Genomic DNA, 15,831 nt, shown 5'->3' with positions numbered 1-15,831 from the left:
AACAATCGTTCGCTAAGCGAACGGTACGGTCGGTCGCGCCGGCATGTCAACGCGCCGGCTCCAGTCCAACGGCAGCCCCACGTAGTTCTCCGCGAGGGTGGTCGCCGCCGCCGTCGAGGTGGCGACGTACTCGAGTTGGGCGACCTGCAACCGGTGGGAGAACTCGTCGGCGTCGGCCGGTCGGTGCAGCAACCCGGTCATCCAGGACGAGAAGTGCTGCACCCGCCAGATCCGCCGCAGGCACCGGGCCGAGTACTCGTCGAGCCCGGTGCCCCGCCCCTGCTTGAACCAGCTGGTCAGCGCCTCGGCCAGGAACCGCACGTCGGCCACCGCCAGGTTGAGCCCCTTGGCGCCGGTCGGCGGCACGATGTGGGCCGCGTCGCCGGCGAGGAACAGCTGGCCGCGGCGCATCGGTTCGGTAACGAAACTGCGCATCGGTGTCACCCCCTGTTCCAGGATCGGACCCTCCTTCAGGGTGAAGCCGTCGTCGGTGGCCAGCCGGGTGTGCAACTCGTCCCAGATCCGGGCGGCCGGCCAGTCGGCCAGGTCGGTCTCGTTGGGAACCTGCAGGTAGAGCCGGGTCACGTCGGGGCTGCGCATGCTGTGCAGGGCGAAACCGTGCTCGTGGTGGGTGTAGATGAGCTCGTGCGCCGACGGCGCGGCCTGGGCCAGGATCCCCAACCAGCTGAACGGGTAGGTGTGCTCCACGGTGCGTCGGGCCGTCTCGGGGATGGCGCCCCGGCTGACCCCGTGGAAACCGTCGCAGCCGGCGACGACCAGGCAGTGCAGTTCGCGTATCGTGCCCTCGTGCTCGAACCGGACCACGGGGGCATCAGTGTCGATGCCGTCCAGGCTGACGTCGGAGACTTCGAACAGGATCTCGCCGCCGGCGGCCAGCCGGGCGGCGATCAGGTCCTTGACCACTTCCTGCTGGCCGTAGACGGTGATCGACCGTCCGCTGGTCAGCGCGGCCAGGTCGATGCGCCGCGACACACCGTCGAAGCGCAGGTCAAGGCCGGTGTGGACGAGCCCTTCCTGGCGCATCCGGTCGCCGACGCCGGTGTCGGCGAGCAGTTGTGCCGTGTCGTGCTCGAGCACGCCGGCCCGGACCCGGCGCTCGACGTACGACCGGCTGCGGGTTTCCAGCACCACGGAGTCGATACCCTCCAGGTGCAGCAGGTGGGAGAGCATCAGCCCCGCCGGTCCCGCTCCGATGATGCCAACCTGGGTGCGCACGCTGCTCCCTTCCCCTGCCGGATTGGCAGAGTATCTTCCGATATGCACATTGACGTGAGCCGGGGTAGCCCGTACGTTCATCATAAGAACCATCGTTCGGTACGCGAACACCCCCGATCGGTCATACCCATCCCTCAACTGGAGGTCCCATGCGACGGCCCCTCGTCGCCCTCACTCTGGCCACCGCACTGCTGGTCGCCGCCTGTGGTTCCGACTCGTCCTCCGACGAGGCCGACGGCACCGGCGAAGTAACCGACGTCACCGTCGGCGTCATCCCGATCGTCGACGTCGCGCCGATCTACCTCGGCGACGAGAAGGGCTTCTTCGCCAAGCGCGGCATCAACCTGACGATGGAGAGCGGCCAGGGCGGCGCCGCCATCGTCCCCGGTGTCGTCAGTGAGCAGTTCCAGTTCGGCTTCAGCAACGTCACCTCGCTGATGACCGCCCAGGTCAGCGACGTACCGATCAAGGTCGTCGCCAACGGGGTGGCCTCGACCGGCAGCGCCGACGGTGACTTCGGCGGCGTCGCGGTCAAGGAGGACAGCGCGATCCAGACGGCGGCCGACCTGGCCGGCAAGAAGGTCGCGGTCAACACCCTCAAGAACATCGGCGACACCAGCGTGCGGGAGTCGGTCCGCAAGGCCGGCGGCGACCCCGAGAACATTCAGTTCGTCGAGATGCCGTTCCCCCAGATGCCCGCGGCGCTCGAAAACGGCGACGTCGACGCGGCCTGGATGGTCGAGCCGTCGCTGACCGTCGCCAAGGACGCCGGTGCCCGGGTCGTCGCGTGGAACTTCGTCGACACCGCCCCCGAGCTGACCGTGGCGGTCTACTTCACCAGCACCAAGCTGGCCCAGGAGAACCCCGACCTGGTCACCCGCTTCCAGGAGGCGATGGCCGAGTCGCTGTCCTACGCCAACGCCCACCCGGACGAGGTGCGTGACGTGCTGCGCAGCTACACCGACATCGACCAGGCCATCCTGGACGCGATGACGCTGCCGCAGTGGCCGGCGGAGATCAACCGTGCGTCGATCGAGCGGGTCGCCGAGCTCGGCCTCGCCGACGGCGTCTTCGAGTCCGAGCCGGATCTGGACGCGCTGCTGCCGTGACAGCGGTCGACAACACCCCGGTCGGGGCCGGCACCGCCGGCCCCGACCGGGGCACGTCACCATCCGGGCCCCGGCCGACCCGGCGGCGCCGGCCGTCGAACCTGCTGCTCGGCCTCGCCGGGCTGGCCGGCCTGCTCGCCGTGGTGCAGATCCTGCCCGCCACGCCGCTGGTGTCGGCCCGGTACCTGCCGCCGGCCACCGAGATCCTCGCCGCGCTGGTCGACCTGCTCGGCGAAGGCCGGTTCTGGGTCGCGCTGGGCGACACCCTCACCGCCTGGGCGATCGGGTTGGCCATCGCCGTCGGCGCCGGCATCGCACTGGGAGTGCTGATCGGTACGGTGCCGCTGCTGCGGGCCCTGACCGCCTCGACGGTCGAGTTCCTGCGCCCCATCCCGTCGGTGGCGCTGATCCCGCTCGCCGTGCTGCTCTACGGCACCGGCATCGAGTCCACCCTGCTGCTGGTCGTCTACGCCGCCTTCTGGCAGGTGCTGGTCCAGGTGCTCTACGGCGTACAGGACGTCGACCCGGTCGCCGACGAGACCGCCCGCAGCTACGGCCTGGGCACCTGGGCCCGGGTCCGACACGTCGTCTGGCCCACCGCGCTGCCGTACGTGATGACCGGCGTACGACTGGCCGCGGCCGTCGCCCTGGTGCTGGCGATCACCGCCGAACTGGTGATCGGTGCCCCGGGGCTCGGCAACCGGATCGCGGTCGCCCAGACCTCCGGTGCCGTGCCGTTGATGTACGCCCTGGTGGTGGTCACCGGCCTGCTCGGCGTGGCGATCAACCTGATCGCGCGGGCGGTGGAGCGCCGGGCGCTGTCCTGGCACCAGTCGATGCGTGGCGAGGTGATCGCGTGACCGGGCTGGTCAAACGGGTGGGCTTCGCGCTCGCCCTGCCGGCGGTGCTGCTCGCCGTCTGGTGGTTCGCCACCGCCGGCAGCACCAGCTTCTACTCCCCGCCGTTGAGCCGGATCCTCACCGTGTTCCCCACGACCTGGACGCCCGAGCGGCTGCTGGCCGACGTACTGCCCAGCCTGCTGCGGCTGGCCGGCGGCTACACCGTGGCCGTCGTGGTCGGGATCGGACTCGGCGTCCTGGTCGGCAGCTTCCGGACCGTACGCGGTGTGCTGGAACCGGTGCTGGAGTTCTTCCGCGCCATTCCGCCGCCGGTGCTGGTGCCGATCATCATGCTCTTCGCCGGCATCGACAACACGATGAAGGTCGTGGTGATCGCCGCCGGGTGCGTCTGGCCGGTGCTGCTCAACACCGTCGAGGGCGTGCGCGCCACCGACGAGGTGCTCTCCGACACCGCCCGGTCGTACGGGATCACCGGGGTGGCCCGCCTGCGGCACCTGGTGCTGCGCGCGGCCAGCCCGCAGATCGCCGCCGGCATGCGCCAGTCACTGTCGATCGGCATCATCCTGATGGTGATCAGCGAGATGTTCGCGGCCAGCAACGGGCTCGGCTTCACCATCGTGCAGTTCCAGCGCACCTTCGCGATTCCGCAGATGTGGAGCGGCATCCTGCTGCTCGGCCTGCTGGGCTTCGCCCTGTCCGTGCTGTTCCGCTTCGTCGAGCTGCGCGCCCTGGCCTGGTACCACGGCCTGCGGCGGGCGCAGCGCAGCTCATGAGAAAGGTGCCGAGCGATGCTCGATGTCCAGGGCCTACGTAAGGTCTACGACGGGCGCCAGCGCCAGGTGGAGGCGGTGCGTGACCTGACCTTCACCATCGCCGCCGGTGACCTGGTGTGCCTGGTGGGCCCGTCCGGTTGCGGCAAGACGACGCTGCTCAAGTGCATGGCCGGCCTGCTTCCGCCCACCTCCGGGCAGGTGCGGTTGCGCGGCGAGACGGTCACCGGCCCGCCGCCGGGCATGGCCGTGGTCTTCCAGGAGTACGGGCGCAGCCTGTTCCCGTGGATGAACGTGCGGGACAACGTGGAGCTGCCGCTGCGGCAGAAGCGGATGGCCCGGGCCCGGCGTCGGGCACTGGTCGACGAGGCGCTGGCCGCGGTCGGTCTCGCCGACACCCACAGCGCCTATCCGTGGCAGCTCTCCGGCGGCATGCAGCAGCGGGTGGCGATCGCCCGCGCGGTGGCGTACCAGCCGGACGTTCTGCTGATGGACGAGCCGTTCGCCGCGGTCGACGCCCAGACCCGCGCGGACCTGGAGGATCTGATCCGCCAGCTCTGGCAGCGGCTCGGCGTCACCATCCTGTTCGTCACCCACGACATCGACGAGGCGGTCTACCTGGGTCAGCGGGTGCTGATCCTGTCCTCCTCGCCGACGGTGGTGCAGGACGAGGTCACGGTGGACCTGCCGGTCGACCGGGATCAGCTGCACACCCGCGCCGACCCGCGCTTCACCCAGTTGCGCGGTCACGTCTACGAGCAGATCCAGGCCGCCAAGCGGGGTCAGCGCGCCCCGGCCGGCCAGCACTGACCTGCCGGAGGGAGCCCTGTCATGTCCGTCGCCTACCTGGTGTCCGGCGTCCGTACCCCGATCGGTCGGTTCGCCGGCGCGCTCGCTGCGGTGCGTCCGGACGATCTGGCCGCCCACGTGATCCGTGAACTCGTCGCCCGGCACCCGTCGGTGGACTGGGCGGCCGTCGACGACGTGGTGCTCGGCTGCGCCAACCAGGCCGGTGAGGACAACCGCAATGTGGCCCGGATGGCGGCGTTGCTGGCCGGGCTGCCGGAGCAGACCAGCGGTACCACGGTCAACCGGCTGTGCGGTTCCGGGCTGGACGCGGTGGCGATCGCCGCCCGCGCGGTGGTGGCCGGTGAGGCCGACCTGGTCGTCGCCGGTGGGGTGGAGAGCATGAGCCGGGCACCGTTCGTGCTGCCCAAGGCGGCTACGGCGTACTCGCGGGCGGCGGAGATCCACGACACCACCATCGGCTGGCGGCTGGTGAACCCGCTGATGCGCGCCGGCTGGGGCACCGACTCGATGCCGGAGACCGCCGAGAACGTGGCTGCCGAGTACGGCGTCGAGCGCACCGCGCAGGACGCCTTCGCGTTGCGGTCCCAGCAGCGGGCCGCCCGGGCACAGGCCAGCGGCCGACTGGCCGCCGAGATCGCGCCGGTCGAGGTGCCGCAGGGCCGCAAGGGCACCGTGACGGTCGCGGTCGACGAACACCCCCGGGAGACCTCGGCGGACAAACTCGCCGCGCTGCCGACGCCGTTCCGCGACGGCGGTACGGTGACCGCCGGCAACTCCTCCGGGGTCAACGACGGTGCGGCGGCGCTGCTGGTGGCCAGTGCCGACGCCGTGCGGCGGTACGGGCTGACCCCGTTGGCCCGGGTGGTCGGTGCGGCCACCGCCGGGGTGGCTCCCCGGGTGATGGGGATCGGCCCGGTGCCGGCGACCCGGCGACTGCTCGGCCGGCTCGACCTCAAGGTCTCCGACGTGGACGTCATCGAGTTGAACGAGGCGTTCGCGGCGCAGGCCGTCGCGGTGCTCCGCGAGCTGGGCCTACCGGAGGACGCCGAGCACGTCAACCCGAACGGCGGGGCGATCGCACTCGGGCATCCGCTCGGTGCCAGCGGCGCCCGGCTGGCGTTGACCGCAGCGCTGGAGTTGCGCGAACGGTCCGCCCAGCGGGCACTGTGCACCATGTGCATCGGGGTGGGGCAGGGCATCTCGCTGCTGCTGGAGTCGGCCCGCTGAGGTTCCCCCGGGCCGGTACGCCGTCGGGCAGCTTTCCGGCATTGTCGTGAATCTGCCAGCGGTGCACATTCCACCGTCGCGGCGCTACCATGGGCCGGCGAACCGCGTCGCCAGGAGGCTGAGGGCAGGATGGCGGACCAGCTCGACGACGTACCGGCCGGGGTGGACATCTCGCGCCCCAGCGCGGCCCGGGTCTACGACTATTTTCTCGGCGGCGCGCACAACTTCGAGGTCGACCGGCAGCTCGCCGAGCAGATCATGGCGATGACACCGCATCTGGCCGAGACCATGCGGGCCGGCCGGGCCTTTCTGCGCCGAGCGGTACGGATGCTGCTCGCCGACGGCGTCGACCAGTTCCTCGACATCGGATCCGGCATCCCCACCGTCGGCAACGTCCACGAGGTCACCCACGCGGTCGACCCGACGGTGACCGTCGTCTACGTGGACATCGATCCGGTGGCGGTGGCACACAGCCGGACCATCCTGGCCGACGTCACCACCGCCGCCGTGATCCAGGCCGACCTGCGTGAGCCCGACACGATCTGCGACCGGGCCGCGGCGACCGGGCTGATCGACTTCGACCGGCCGGTGGCGGTGCTGCTCGCCGGAGTGGCCCACTTCATCCCCGACGCCGACGGTCCGCAGGAGATCCTGCGCCGGCTGCGGGCCCGCCTCGCCCCCGGCAGCTATCTGGTGATCTCCCACGCCACCTACGAGGACCAGCCGCCGGAGGTGCTCGCCGCCCAGCGGCTGTCGGCCCGCACCGACACGGAGATCACGTTGCGGTCCAGGGCGGACGTCGCCGCGATGTTCGGCGACTTCACCGTCGTCGAGCCCGGAATCGTGCACCTGCCGCTGTGGCGGCCGGACTCGCCGACCGACGTGGATGATCACCCGGAGCGGTTCGGTGCCTTCGGCGGTGTCGCCCGCCGGGACGCCGCCCTGTCCTGATCATGTCGGCGTCCGGTACGGGCGACGCGGCCGCCGGGATCGACGTCGACGGTGCGCGGCGGTTCGCGCAGCGCTGGGCGGCCGCCGCCGGCCAGCTCGGCTACCTGCCCCTGAGCTCAGCCGAGACCGTCGACATCCTTCTCGGGCACACCCTGCGACTGGCCGCCGCGGTGACGGCCGCGACGTTCAGCGACGAGCCCGGCCGTGACGTCGGGCGGGCGCTGGTCGACGACCATCTGACCGAGCCGGCCGTGCTCGACTGGACGGTGTCCGCCCTCGGCCGCGACTTCCTGCCGCTGGTGCTGCCGCACCTGGCGGACCCGGCACCGGCCCGGCAACGGGTCAGCCAGTTGCAGGGAACACTGGCCGGCGGCTACGCCCGCGCGTTGCGCAACCGGGTCTTCGCGCAGCAGTCCAGCATCCGCCGGGCCGCCTGGTCCGCCCGCGACGCCGCCGAACAGGCGCTGCGCGACAGCGAGGCCCGGTTCCGGGCGGTGTTCACCGGTGCCGCCATCGGTATCGGCATCGCCGACCTCACCGGCCGGATCATCGACGTCAACCAGGCCTTCGCCGACATGCTCGGTTACCCGGTGGCGCAGCTGCGGGAGGTCAACGTCGGGCAGCTGTTCCACCCGGACGACGCTCCCGGCATGTACCAGCACTACCTGGAGCTGATCGAGGGCAAACACGACAGCGTCCGGGTCGAGAAGCGGTACTACCGCAAGGACGGCCGACCGATCTGGACCGACCTGGCGGTGTCGCTGGTGCGCCACGACGACGGCCGCCCCCGGTTCACCGTCGCCATGGTCGAGGACATCAGCGACCGGTACGAGATGCAGCGACGGCTGCGGTTCCAGGCCGAGCACGACCCGCTCACCGAACTACCCAACCGGGTGCGGTTCTTCGACGAGCTCGCGGCGGCGCTCGCCGACGACCAGCAGCAGGTCGGGGTCTGTTTCCTTGACATCGACGGATTCAAGTCGATCAACGACGGGCTCGGTCACGGTGTCGGTGACCGGGTGCTGACCGTGGTCGCCCAACGGCTCGTCGCCAGCGTCGCAGACGCCGGGCATCTGGCCGCCCGGATGGGCGGTGACGAGTTCGTGATCCTGGTGTACCGCTGCGCCGGCACCACGGAGCTGGTCGGCGTCGCCCAGTCGGTGCTGACCGCCCTCGCCGCACCGATCCACGTCGACGGTCACCAGCTGACCGTCACGGCCAGCGCCGCGGTGGTGGAATCCGCGCAGGCCGGTCGGGATCCCACCGATGTGATGAAGGCCGCCGACACGACGTTGCAGTGGGCCAAGGCGGCCGGGCGCGGCCGGTGGGCCGCCTTCGACCCGGTCCGTGGTGCGCAGGACGTCACCCGCTCGGCGCTGGCCGCCGCGTTGCCGGCGGCCCTGGACCGGGGCGAGTTCGTGGTGGAGTACCAGCCGATCGTCCGCCTCGCCGACGGTACGACGACCGCGGTCGAGGCGCTGGTCCGCTGGGAGCATCCACAGCTCGGCCGGCTGGGCCCGGACCGGTTCGTCACCCTCGCCGAGGAGACCGGCCTGATCGTGCGACTCGGCCGGTGGGTGCTCGAGCGGTCCTGCCGGCAGGCGAGCCGGTGGCATGCCGCGTACCCGCACGTCCCGGTCGTGGTCAGCGTCAACATCGCCGCCCGGCAGGTCAGTGATCCGCAACTGGTCGCCGAGGTCGCCGGGGTACTGACCCGCACCGGGTTGCCGCCGCACCTGCTGCAGCTGGAACTGACCGAGAGCGCGGTCATGGCCACCGGCGGCGAGCCGTTGCGGGCCCTGCGCCGCCTGGCCGATCTCGGCGTCCGGTTGGCGATCGACGACTTCGGCACCGGCTACTCCAACCTGGCCTACCTGCGGCGGATGCCCATCCACGTACTGAAGCTGGCCGGCGGCTTCGTCGAAGGGATGCGCGCCGACGGGCCCCAGGGCGACCGCGACGAGCGGATCGTCGACGCGCTGGTCCGCCTCGCGCACGCCCTCGACCTGACCGTCACCGCCGAGGCCGTGGAGACCGCGAAGCAGGCGCGGCGGCTCGCCGCGCTCGGCTGCGACCAGGCACAGGGCTGGCACTTCGGCCGTCCGGTGCCGGCCGACCAGATCACCGCTGCGCTGTCCCGGGACCAGGACCAGGGGCCGGGCCAGGGGCCGGACCGGGGGCCGGACGCAACCGGACCGTGACGGCGCCGTCGGTCGGGGGCTCCTCGGCCGCCGCGCGGGCGAACCGCACCAGGTCCGCCACGGGCACGCCGTACGGCGGCTGCTCGGCGTACGGCGCGATCCGTTGGGCCGCACGGGCGAGCAACCGGGCGGCGCCGGTCGGGTTCCCCCGCCGGGCGTGGGTCAGTCCCACGGCCAGCTGGGCCAGGCCGCGCCAGAACTCCCGCTCCGGTGCCGGTGCCGCCTTCCAGGCCGACTCCAGCACCTCGTGGGCGTGGAACGGCCGGCCGGCGTCGAGCAGCCGCTGCGCCTCGTCGAGCGCCTCCACCGGGGGGAGCACCAGGTCGTCCGGCATCGTCGGCACCCCGGGTGCCCCCGGCGGCAGCGGCCGACCGAGCTCGTCGCGGGGCCGGGCGTTGCGGGGACGCCCCGCACCGTCGCGGTCGCGGCCGATCGGCGTACGGGTCACCCGGCCAACCCTAGCTGGCGGCCGGGGGCAGGACCCGCGCCGACGACCCGCCACCCCATCGCGGATCCAGCGCGATGGTGAGCGCCTCCTGGGTGGTCAACACCGGCTCGGTCGGCCGGCTGGTGCTGTCGTCCCACGGCACGCAGCGGGCGATGTTCAGCTCGACCCGAATGCCGTTCGGTTGTTGTACCCACAGCCCGCGACCGGTCAGGCAGTCGTCCGGCAGGTCGTAGATGACCACGGTGGTGCCGTCCGGCAACGAATAGCACAGCTGCCCGGCCTCGCACCGCGTTGCCGAGGCCGGATCCACGTGCGAGACGGTCAACCGGATCATCCCCGGCCCGGCACCCCGGTCCAGTCGCAGCGCCACGGTCGACATGCCCGACGCGGTCCAGGGCTCGTCGCTCACCCGGTAGTCACTGGTCCGGCCCTTGGGGAGGAGCCCGAGCAGCAGCTTCAGCGCGTCCTGGGCGGTCGCCGGTGCGATCTGTCCGTCGAGTTCGGGCGCGACGACGGTGAAATCGAGCGACTCCGGCGCCGGACAGTTGGTGACGTGGGTGCGCGGGGACAGCGACGCCGACAGCCCCGCCGGATCGCTCTCGCCGCACCGGGGACGCGGCGTGGCGAGCGGGCTCGGGTTCGCCAGGGCACCGGCGGACGGCCCCCGGGTCAGGGCCGGTGCCGGTGCCGGCACCGTGACGGTGGCCGGCGGGGCGGCGGCCGGCGCCACGTCGTCGACTCCGCCGCTGGCGATCGCCCCCAGCACTGCCGGGGTGAGCAGGATCGCGACGGTGGCGAACGCCGCGGCGGCGACACCGCCGACGGTGGCCAGCGCCCGGCGTACCCGGCGTCGCCGCCGGCCCAACCGGATCGACGTCGTCACCAGGTCCCCGAGCGGCGGCGCCGGCTGCCCGAGCAGCTCCTGCTCCAGCAGCCGTTTCATCTCACCCGCCACCGTGCCCGCCTCTCCCGTGTCGCCGAACCGGAACCGCCTGCGGTCGTGTCGAACACAGCACTCACACCCGGCATGACGTCACGGCCGCACCGGCGGGTGACCCGGCCGGTGACCTTCGTACCGTACGGGCACCGTCGGCGTCCCTGCGGTGTCGCCTACGGCACGCGTCGTCGGTGACGCGCGGCGTGTCGACGCGCGGTCGCGGCGTGCAACGATGGGGCGATGGGCAAGGTGTACCCCGACATCGACGGCCGCCTACGGGCCTTCATCGAGGCACAGCCGATGTTCTTCGTCGCGACCGCGCCGTCGGGAGGCGACGGTCACGTCAACGTCTCCCCGAAAGGAATGCGGGGCACGTTCGCCGTACTCGGGGCGCATCGGGTCGCGTACCTGGACTACCACGGCAGCGGCGCGGAGACGGTGGCGCATCTGCGCGACAACGGGCGGATCACCCTGATGTTCTGCGCGTTCGACGGCCCACCGAAGATCGTCCGGCTGCACGGCCAAGGGTCGGTGGTGCCGGTCGACGACCCCCGGTTCACCGGGTTGGCCGCGATCTTCGACGATGCACCGGATCAGCACGGGGCGCGCTCGGTGATCCTGGTCGACGTCACGCGGGTCAGCGACTCGTGCGGGTACGGCGTCCCGTTGCTGCAGTACGGTGGCGACCGCGACCTGTTGATCCAGGCGCACGCCCGCCGCAGCGCCGACGATCTGGTGGACTACCGCGCCACCCGCAACGCGGTCAGCCTCGACGGTCTGCCGGCGTTCTCCTGACCGCGCCGTCGCCGCCGGTCCGGTCGGCGGCGCTGCCGATGGTGTCCGTCGGTGCGTTCACGCGACCGATGGTGTCCGCCGGCACGTTAGGGCGGGACCGCCACAGGGTAGGAGGCGGGCCACGCCGGATGGTCCGGGGCAGGGGACGGTCCGGCACCGGCCGGGCGGTGCGGTGGCGTGACGGGGTTCGATTACTGAAGGTGGTCAGTGATGGCAGAGGGTGATGAGCCGGCGGGGACCGCACCGGCACCGGCACCAGCCACCACGGGAGCCGCCCTGCCTGCCGCGCTCGCCGCCGCGTTCGACGCGGGCGGCGACATGGGGGCGATGATTCGCGACCGCGACTGGTCCGCCACGCCGCTCGGCCCGCCGCACCAGTGGCCGGCGAGTCTCAGCCACGCCGTCGCCATGATGCTCTCCTCCCAGGCCCAGATCGTCCTGTACTGGGGTGACGAACAGCGGGCGTTCTACAACGACGCGTATCTGCCCACCATCGGGGCCAAGCATCCGGCGGCCCTGGGGGAGCCTGCGGCACACCACTGGTCCGAGCTGTGGGACGTCCTGGAGCCACTGTTCGACCGGGTCGTCGCCAGCGGGACCGCCTACCGGGGCACCGACCACCCGTTCATGCTCGAACGGCACGGCTTCCTGGAGGAGACCTACTTCGACGTCTCCTACGATCCGTTGCGGGTCGAGGACGGCAGCGTCGGCGGGGTCTACTGCGTCGTCAGCGAGACCACCGGTCGGGTGCTCGGTGAGCGGCGGTTGCGGGCGCTGGCCGACCTCAGCACCCGGTTGTCGGATCTGCAGAGTCAGGCGGAGCTGCGCCGGGGAGTGCTCGAGGTACTCGACGGGTGTCGCGGCGACGTACCGTTCGCTCTGCTCTATCTGGGTCCCGACGCCGATTCCGCCCGACTCGCCGGCGTCACCGGCGTGCCGGCGGAGACCGTCGTCGCGCCCCGGCATCCGGACTCCGACGCCGCCCCGGCGGCGCTGCTCGCCGCCTTGCGCGAGGGCACCGACGGGTCGGCACCGGTCGGTGACTTCGTCGCCGTAGCACCGGACAGCGCGGCCGCCGACGCGGTCGTCCTACCGATCTGCGCCGCCACCGATCCGGTCGGCGCGCTGGTCGTCGGGCGCAGCCGGCATCTGCCCTTCACCGGTGACTACCGTGACTTCTTCGACCTGCTCGCCCGCCAGGTCTCCAGCGCGGTCACCAACCAGCGGGCCTATCTGCACGAACGGGCCAGGGCGGCGGAACTGGCCGCGATCGACCAGGCCAAGAGTGACTTTTTCGCCAACGTCAGCCACGAGTTCCGGACCCCGCTGACGCTGCTGCTCGGGCCGATCGAGGACCAGCTCGACGAGCCCGACCTGCCCGCCGCGCACCGGGAACGGGCCGAAATGATGCACCGCAACGCGTTGCGGCTGCTCAAGCTGGTCAACACGGTGCTGGACTTCTCCCGACTGGAATCGGGGCGGGCGCGGGCCGCGTTCCAGCCGGTCGACCTGGCCGACCTCACCAATCGCCTGGTCAGCACGTTCCGGTCGGCCGCGCAGCGCGCCGGCCTCGACCTGGTGGCGGACTGCCCGCCGCTGCCTGTCGAGGTCCACGTCGATCCGGACCTGTGGGAGAAGGTCGTGCTGAACCTGCTCTCCAACGCGCTGAAGTTCACCTTGGAGGGCGGCATCACCGTCCGGCTGCGCCAGCGCGACCAGCTGGCGGAGCTGACCGTCGCCGACACCGGGATCGGAATTCCGGCGGCGGACCTGCCGCACCTGTTCGAACGGTTCCACCGGGTGGCCGGAGCCCGGGGCCGCAGCCACGAGGGCACCGGCATCGGACTGGCCCTGGTCCGCGAGCTGGTGCAGCTGCACGGCGGCACCGTGGCGGTACGCAGCGAACCCGGCCACGGCAGCGTCTTCACCGTCGGCGTCCCGCTCGGCACCGGGCACCTGCCGTCCCCGTCGGTCGGGCCGGCGGCCATCGACGTCGACGCCTCCGACGTCGACGCCTCCGACGTCGACGCCTCCGACGGCAACGGCATTGTCGGCAACGCCGTTGCCGACAACGACGTGGTCCGGCTGCACCTGGCCGAGACCGAACGGTGGACCGGTACGGCACCGGCCGGACCGCAGGCGACGACGCACGGCGGCACCGACCCCGCGTCCTCGTCGCGGGCCGGGGCGCCGGTCGGACGGGTGCTGGTCGTCGACGACAACGCCGACCTGCGCGACCACGTCAGCCGGCTGCTGGCACCGTACTGGCAGGTGGCGACCGCGACCGACGGCGCCGAAGCGTTCGACCTGGCCACCCGGACCGCCTTCGACCTGGTCCTGACCGACGTGATGATGCCGAACCTCGACGGATTCGGGCTGGTCGCCGCGTTGCGGGCGGACCCGCGGACCCGGCACGTACCGGTCGTGGTGCTCTCGGCCCGCGCCGGGCCGGAGTCCGCGGTCGAAGGTCTCGCCGCCGGTGCCGACGACTACCTGATCAAGCCGTTCGCGGCGCGGGAGCTGGTCGCCCGGGTCCGAGCCAACGTCGAACTCGGCCAGCTGCGCGGCCGGATCATCCGCCAGCTGCGGGCGCTCGCCGACGCCGCCATCGCGGTGAACACCGCGCAGACCACCACCGAGGTGCTACGGGCGACGGTGGCGCACGTCCAGCGACTGGCCAACGCGGCCCGGGTGGTCGCCACCGCCCCCGGGGCCCGCCACGAGGCCGACGGTGGTGGTCGCAGCACCGGTGAGCCGGCAGCGGCCATCCCGTTCATCGGCGCGACCGGGGAACGACTCGGGGAACTACTGGTCTGGCCGGCCGACGAGGCCGGCACCGACATCGACTCCACCGCCCTGGCGGAGTTCGCCCGGCTGGTCGGCCTGCGGCTGGGCAATGCCCGGTTGTACGAGGCGGAACACCGCATCGCCACCACCCTGCAGCACAGCCTGCTGCCGCAGACGCTGCCCCGGGTGCCGGGTGCCCTGCTCGCCAGCCGGTACCTGCCCGGCAACACCGAGGCCGAGGTCGGCGGCGACTGGTACGACGCGGTGGAGGTCGGCGGCGGCCGGCTCGTGCTGGTCATCGGCGACGTGGTGGGAAAGGGCGTCAGCGCGGCCGCCACGATGGGGCAGTTGCGCAACGCGTTGCGCGCATACCTGCTGGAGGGGTTCGCCCCCGGGGACGCACTGACCCGGCTGAACCGTCTGATGGCGACGATGAGCCGGCGGTCACTGGCGACCGTGGTGTGCCTGTCGGTCGCCCCGGCGACCGGTGAGCTGCGCTACGCCAGCGCCGGGCACCCGCCGCCGGTGCTGGTCGTCGACGGTACGGCGCACCTGCTGCACGAGCGGGCCCTCGGGCCGCCGATCGGGGCGATCCCGGCGAGCAGGTACGCCACGGCGGTCACCCGGCTCGACGTCGGCACCCGGCTGATCTGCTACACCGACGGGCTCATCGAGGACCGGAGCGAGGGCATCGACGCCGGCCTGGACCACGTCCGCGCCGACGCGGTGGCCGGCGGCGACCATGTCGAGGACGTCGCCGACCGGCTGCTGCTACGGGTGGCCCGCCGGCCCCGCCGCGACGACGTCGCGGTGCTGGTGCTGGAGACCACCGAGCTGGACCGGCTGACGCTGCGACTGCCGGCGCAGGCGACCAAGCTGGCGCTGCTGCGGCGGCGGCTGGAGGACTTCTTCACCGCGCACGGTCTCAGCGAGACCGACCAGTTCGATCTGACCGTGGCGATCTCCGAGGCGGCCGCCAACGCGATAGAGCACCCGGTGAGCCCGGCGGACTCCGACATCTGGGTCGACGTCTCGATCGACGGCGACGACCTGACGGCCAGCGTGCGCGACAGCGGCGGCTGGCGGGAGGCGACCGACGCCGGGTTCCGGGGGCGCGGGCTGGCACTCATCGCCGCCCTGGCCCAGCTGCGGATCGACCGTGACGAACACGGCAGTCGGGTGACGCTGGGCCGTCGGCTGGCGGCGCGCCCCGGTCGCGGCTGAGCGGCGACGGCCGGGCGGGTGGCGGACCCGCGACGGTCAGACGGGTGGCTGACCGGCGACGGTCAGGCCGTGGCGAGCCACGGTTGTTCGCCGAGCCCGGAGACCTCCAGAACCCGGCGGACCTGCCGCGACGGCAGTACCGTCAGCGCCTGCGGGTAGCGGTCGATGAGCTGGATCAACGCGTGGATCGCTGCCGAGTCGAAGAACGACACCTGACGCAGGTCGAGCGTGAGGGCGTCGGCGGCGACCCGGGTCGCCGCCTGGTACATGCTGTCCGCCGTCGCCATGTCGACTTCGCCCTGCACCGTGACGGTCAGGCGGTCGCCGTCGAGGTCACTGGTGGCGGAGAAGACCGGTTCCGGATCCTCGAGGTCCACGCAGTAGAAGATGGCACAACTGTGCGGATCCATCAAGAATCGGAGGTACCGGGTGGTCCGGGTCGCCGGCGGGGCAGCGGGCCGGGCCCGCCTGGGACG

The 15,831-nt window shown here is 72.2% G+C and carries 13 protein-coding genes; 9 read left to right on the top strand and 4 right to left on the bottom strand.

What is annotated here, in order from left to right:
- Positions 1–12: 12 nt before the first annotated feature.
- Positions 13–1,236 carry a 4-hydroxybenzoate 3-monooxygenase gene (locus ACN28F_RS06420; RefSeq protein ID WP_289207157.1) on the bottom strand — a complete coding sequence of 408 codons (1,224 nt, stop codon included), beginning with the start codon at positions 1,234–1,236 and terminating at the stop codon, positions 13–15.
- Positions 1,237–1,385: 149 nt separating this feature from the next.
- On the opposite strand from ACN28F_RS06420, the gene ACN28F_RS06415 reads away from it, so the two are divergent.
- From ACN28F_RS06415 to ACN28F_RS06385, 7 genes are all read left to right on the top strand, one after another.
- Entirely contained in the window at positions 1,386–2,345 is a 960-nt protein-coding gene (locus ACN28F_RS06415; RefSeq protein WP_289207156.1) for an ABC transporter substrate-binding protein, read from the top strand.
- Positions 2,342–3,205 (top strand): ABC transporter permease, encoded by an 864-nt coding sequence (locus ACN28F_RS06410; protein ID WP_289207155.1) that lies wholly within the window; start codon positions 2,342–2,344, stop codon positions 3,203–3,205. Before ACN28F_RS06415 ends, ACN28F_RS06410 begins: the two co-directional genes overlap by 4 nt.
- Entirely contained in the window at positions 3,202–3,978 is a 777-nt protein-coding gene (locus ACN28F_RS06405) for an ABC transporter permease (RefSeq protein ID WP_289207154.1), read from the top strand. The genes ACN28F_RS06410 and ACN28F_RS06405 overlap by 4 nt, the downstream gene beginning before the upstream one ends.
- Before the next feature lie 15 nt (positions 3,979–3,993).
- Complete coding sequence (locus ACN28F_RS06400; protein ID WP_289207153.1) at positions 3,994–4,785, top strand: ABC transporter ATP-binding protein; 792 nt, start codon at positions 3,994–3,996, stop codon at positions 4,783–4,785.
- Between the two features lie 21 nt (positions 4,786–4,806).
- The gene (gene pcaF / locus ACN28F_RS06395; RefSeq protein WP_289207152.1) at positions 4,807–6,012 is read left to right on the top strand and encodes a 3-oxoadipyl-CoA thiolase; all 1,206 of its coding nucleotides are present in this window, start codon (positions 4,807–4,809) and stop codon (positions 6,010–6,012) included.
- Between the two features lie 129 nt (positions 6,013–6,141).
- Positions 6,142–6,963 carry an SAM-dependent methyltransferase gene (locus ACN28F_RS06390; protein ID WP_289207151.1) on the top strand — a complete coding sequence of 274 codons (822 nt, stop codon included), beginning with the start codon at positions 6,142–6,144 and terminating at the stop codon, positions 6,961–6,963.
- A 2-nt stretch (positions 6,964–6,965) separates the two neighbouring features.
- Positions 6,966–9,164, top strand: coding sequence for a putative bifunctional diguanylate cyclase/phosphodiesterase (locus ACN28F_RS06385; protein ID WP_421357212.1), 2,199 nt, complete (start codon positions 6,966–6,968; stop codon positions 9,162–9,164).
- Here ACN28F_RS06385 and ACN28F_RS06380 read toward each other — a convergent pair.
- Together ACN28F_RS06380 and ACN28F_RS06375 are read right to left on the bottom strand one after the other, a co-directional pair.
- Positions 9,085–9,612 carry a DUF309 domain-containing protein gene (locus ACN28F_RS06380; protein WP_289207149.1) on the bottom strand — a complete coding sequence of 176 codons (528 nt, stop codon included), beginning with the start codon at positions 9,610–9,612 and terminating at the stop codon, positions 9,085–9,087. The genes ACN28F_RS06385 and ACN28F_RS06380 overlap by 80 nt on opposite strands.
- A 10-nt stretch (positions 9,613–9,622) precedes the next feature.
- The gene (locus ACN28F_RS06375; protein ID WP_421357211.1) at positions 9,623–10,555 is read right to left on the bottom strand and encodes a hypothetical protein; all 933 of its coding nucleotides are present in this window, start codon (positions 10,553–10,555) and stop codon (positions 9,623–9,625) included.
- A 234-nt stretch (positions 10,556–10,789) separates the two neighbouring features.
- Here ACN28F_RS06375 and ACN28F_RS06370 point away from each other — a divergent pair, with 234 nt between their 5' ends.
- Both ACN28F_RS06370 and ACN28F_RS06365 read left to right on the top strand, forming a co-directional pair.
- Entirely contained in the window at positions 10,790–11,344 is a 555-nt protein-coding gene (locus ACN28F_RS06370) for a pyridoxamine 5'-phosphate oxidase family protein (protein ID WP_289207147.1), read from the top strand.
- 210 nt (positions 11,345–11,554) lie between these two features.
- On the top strand, positions 11,555–15,355 hold the full coding sequence (locus ACN28F_RS06365) for a SpoIIE family protein phosphatase (RefSeq protein WP_421357210.1): 3,801 nt from the start codon (positions 11,555–11,557) through the stop codon (positions 15,353–15,355).
- Positions 15,356–15,417: 62 nt separating this feature from the next.
- Here ACN28F_RS06365 and ACN28F_RS06360 read toward each other — a convergent pair whose 3' ends face one another.
- Positions 15,418–15,765 carry an STAS domain-containing protein gene (locus ACN28F_RS06360; RefSeq protein WP_421357209.1) on the bottom strand — a complete coding sequence of 116 codons (348 nt, stop codon included), beginning with the start codon at positions 15,763–15,765 and terminating at the stop codon, positions 15,418–15,420.
- Between the last annotated feature and the right edge of the window lie 66 nt (positions 15,766–15,831).

Origin of the sequence: Solwaraspora sp. WMMA2101 (assembly GCF_049179175.1) — a bacterium.
Lineage (GTDB): Bacteria > Actinomycetota > Actinomycetes > Mycobacteriales > Micromonosporaceae > Micromonospora_E.
The sequence above is the reverse complement of the archived record's forward strand: the minus strand, read 5'-3'. Positions and strand labels throughout refer to the sequence as shown.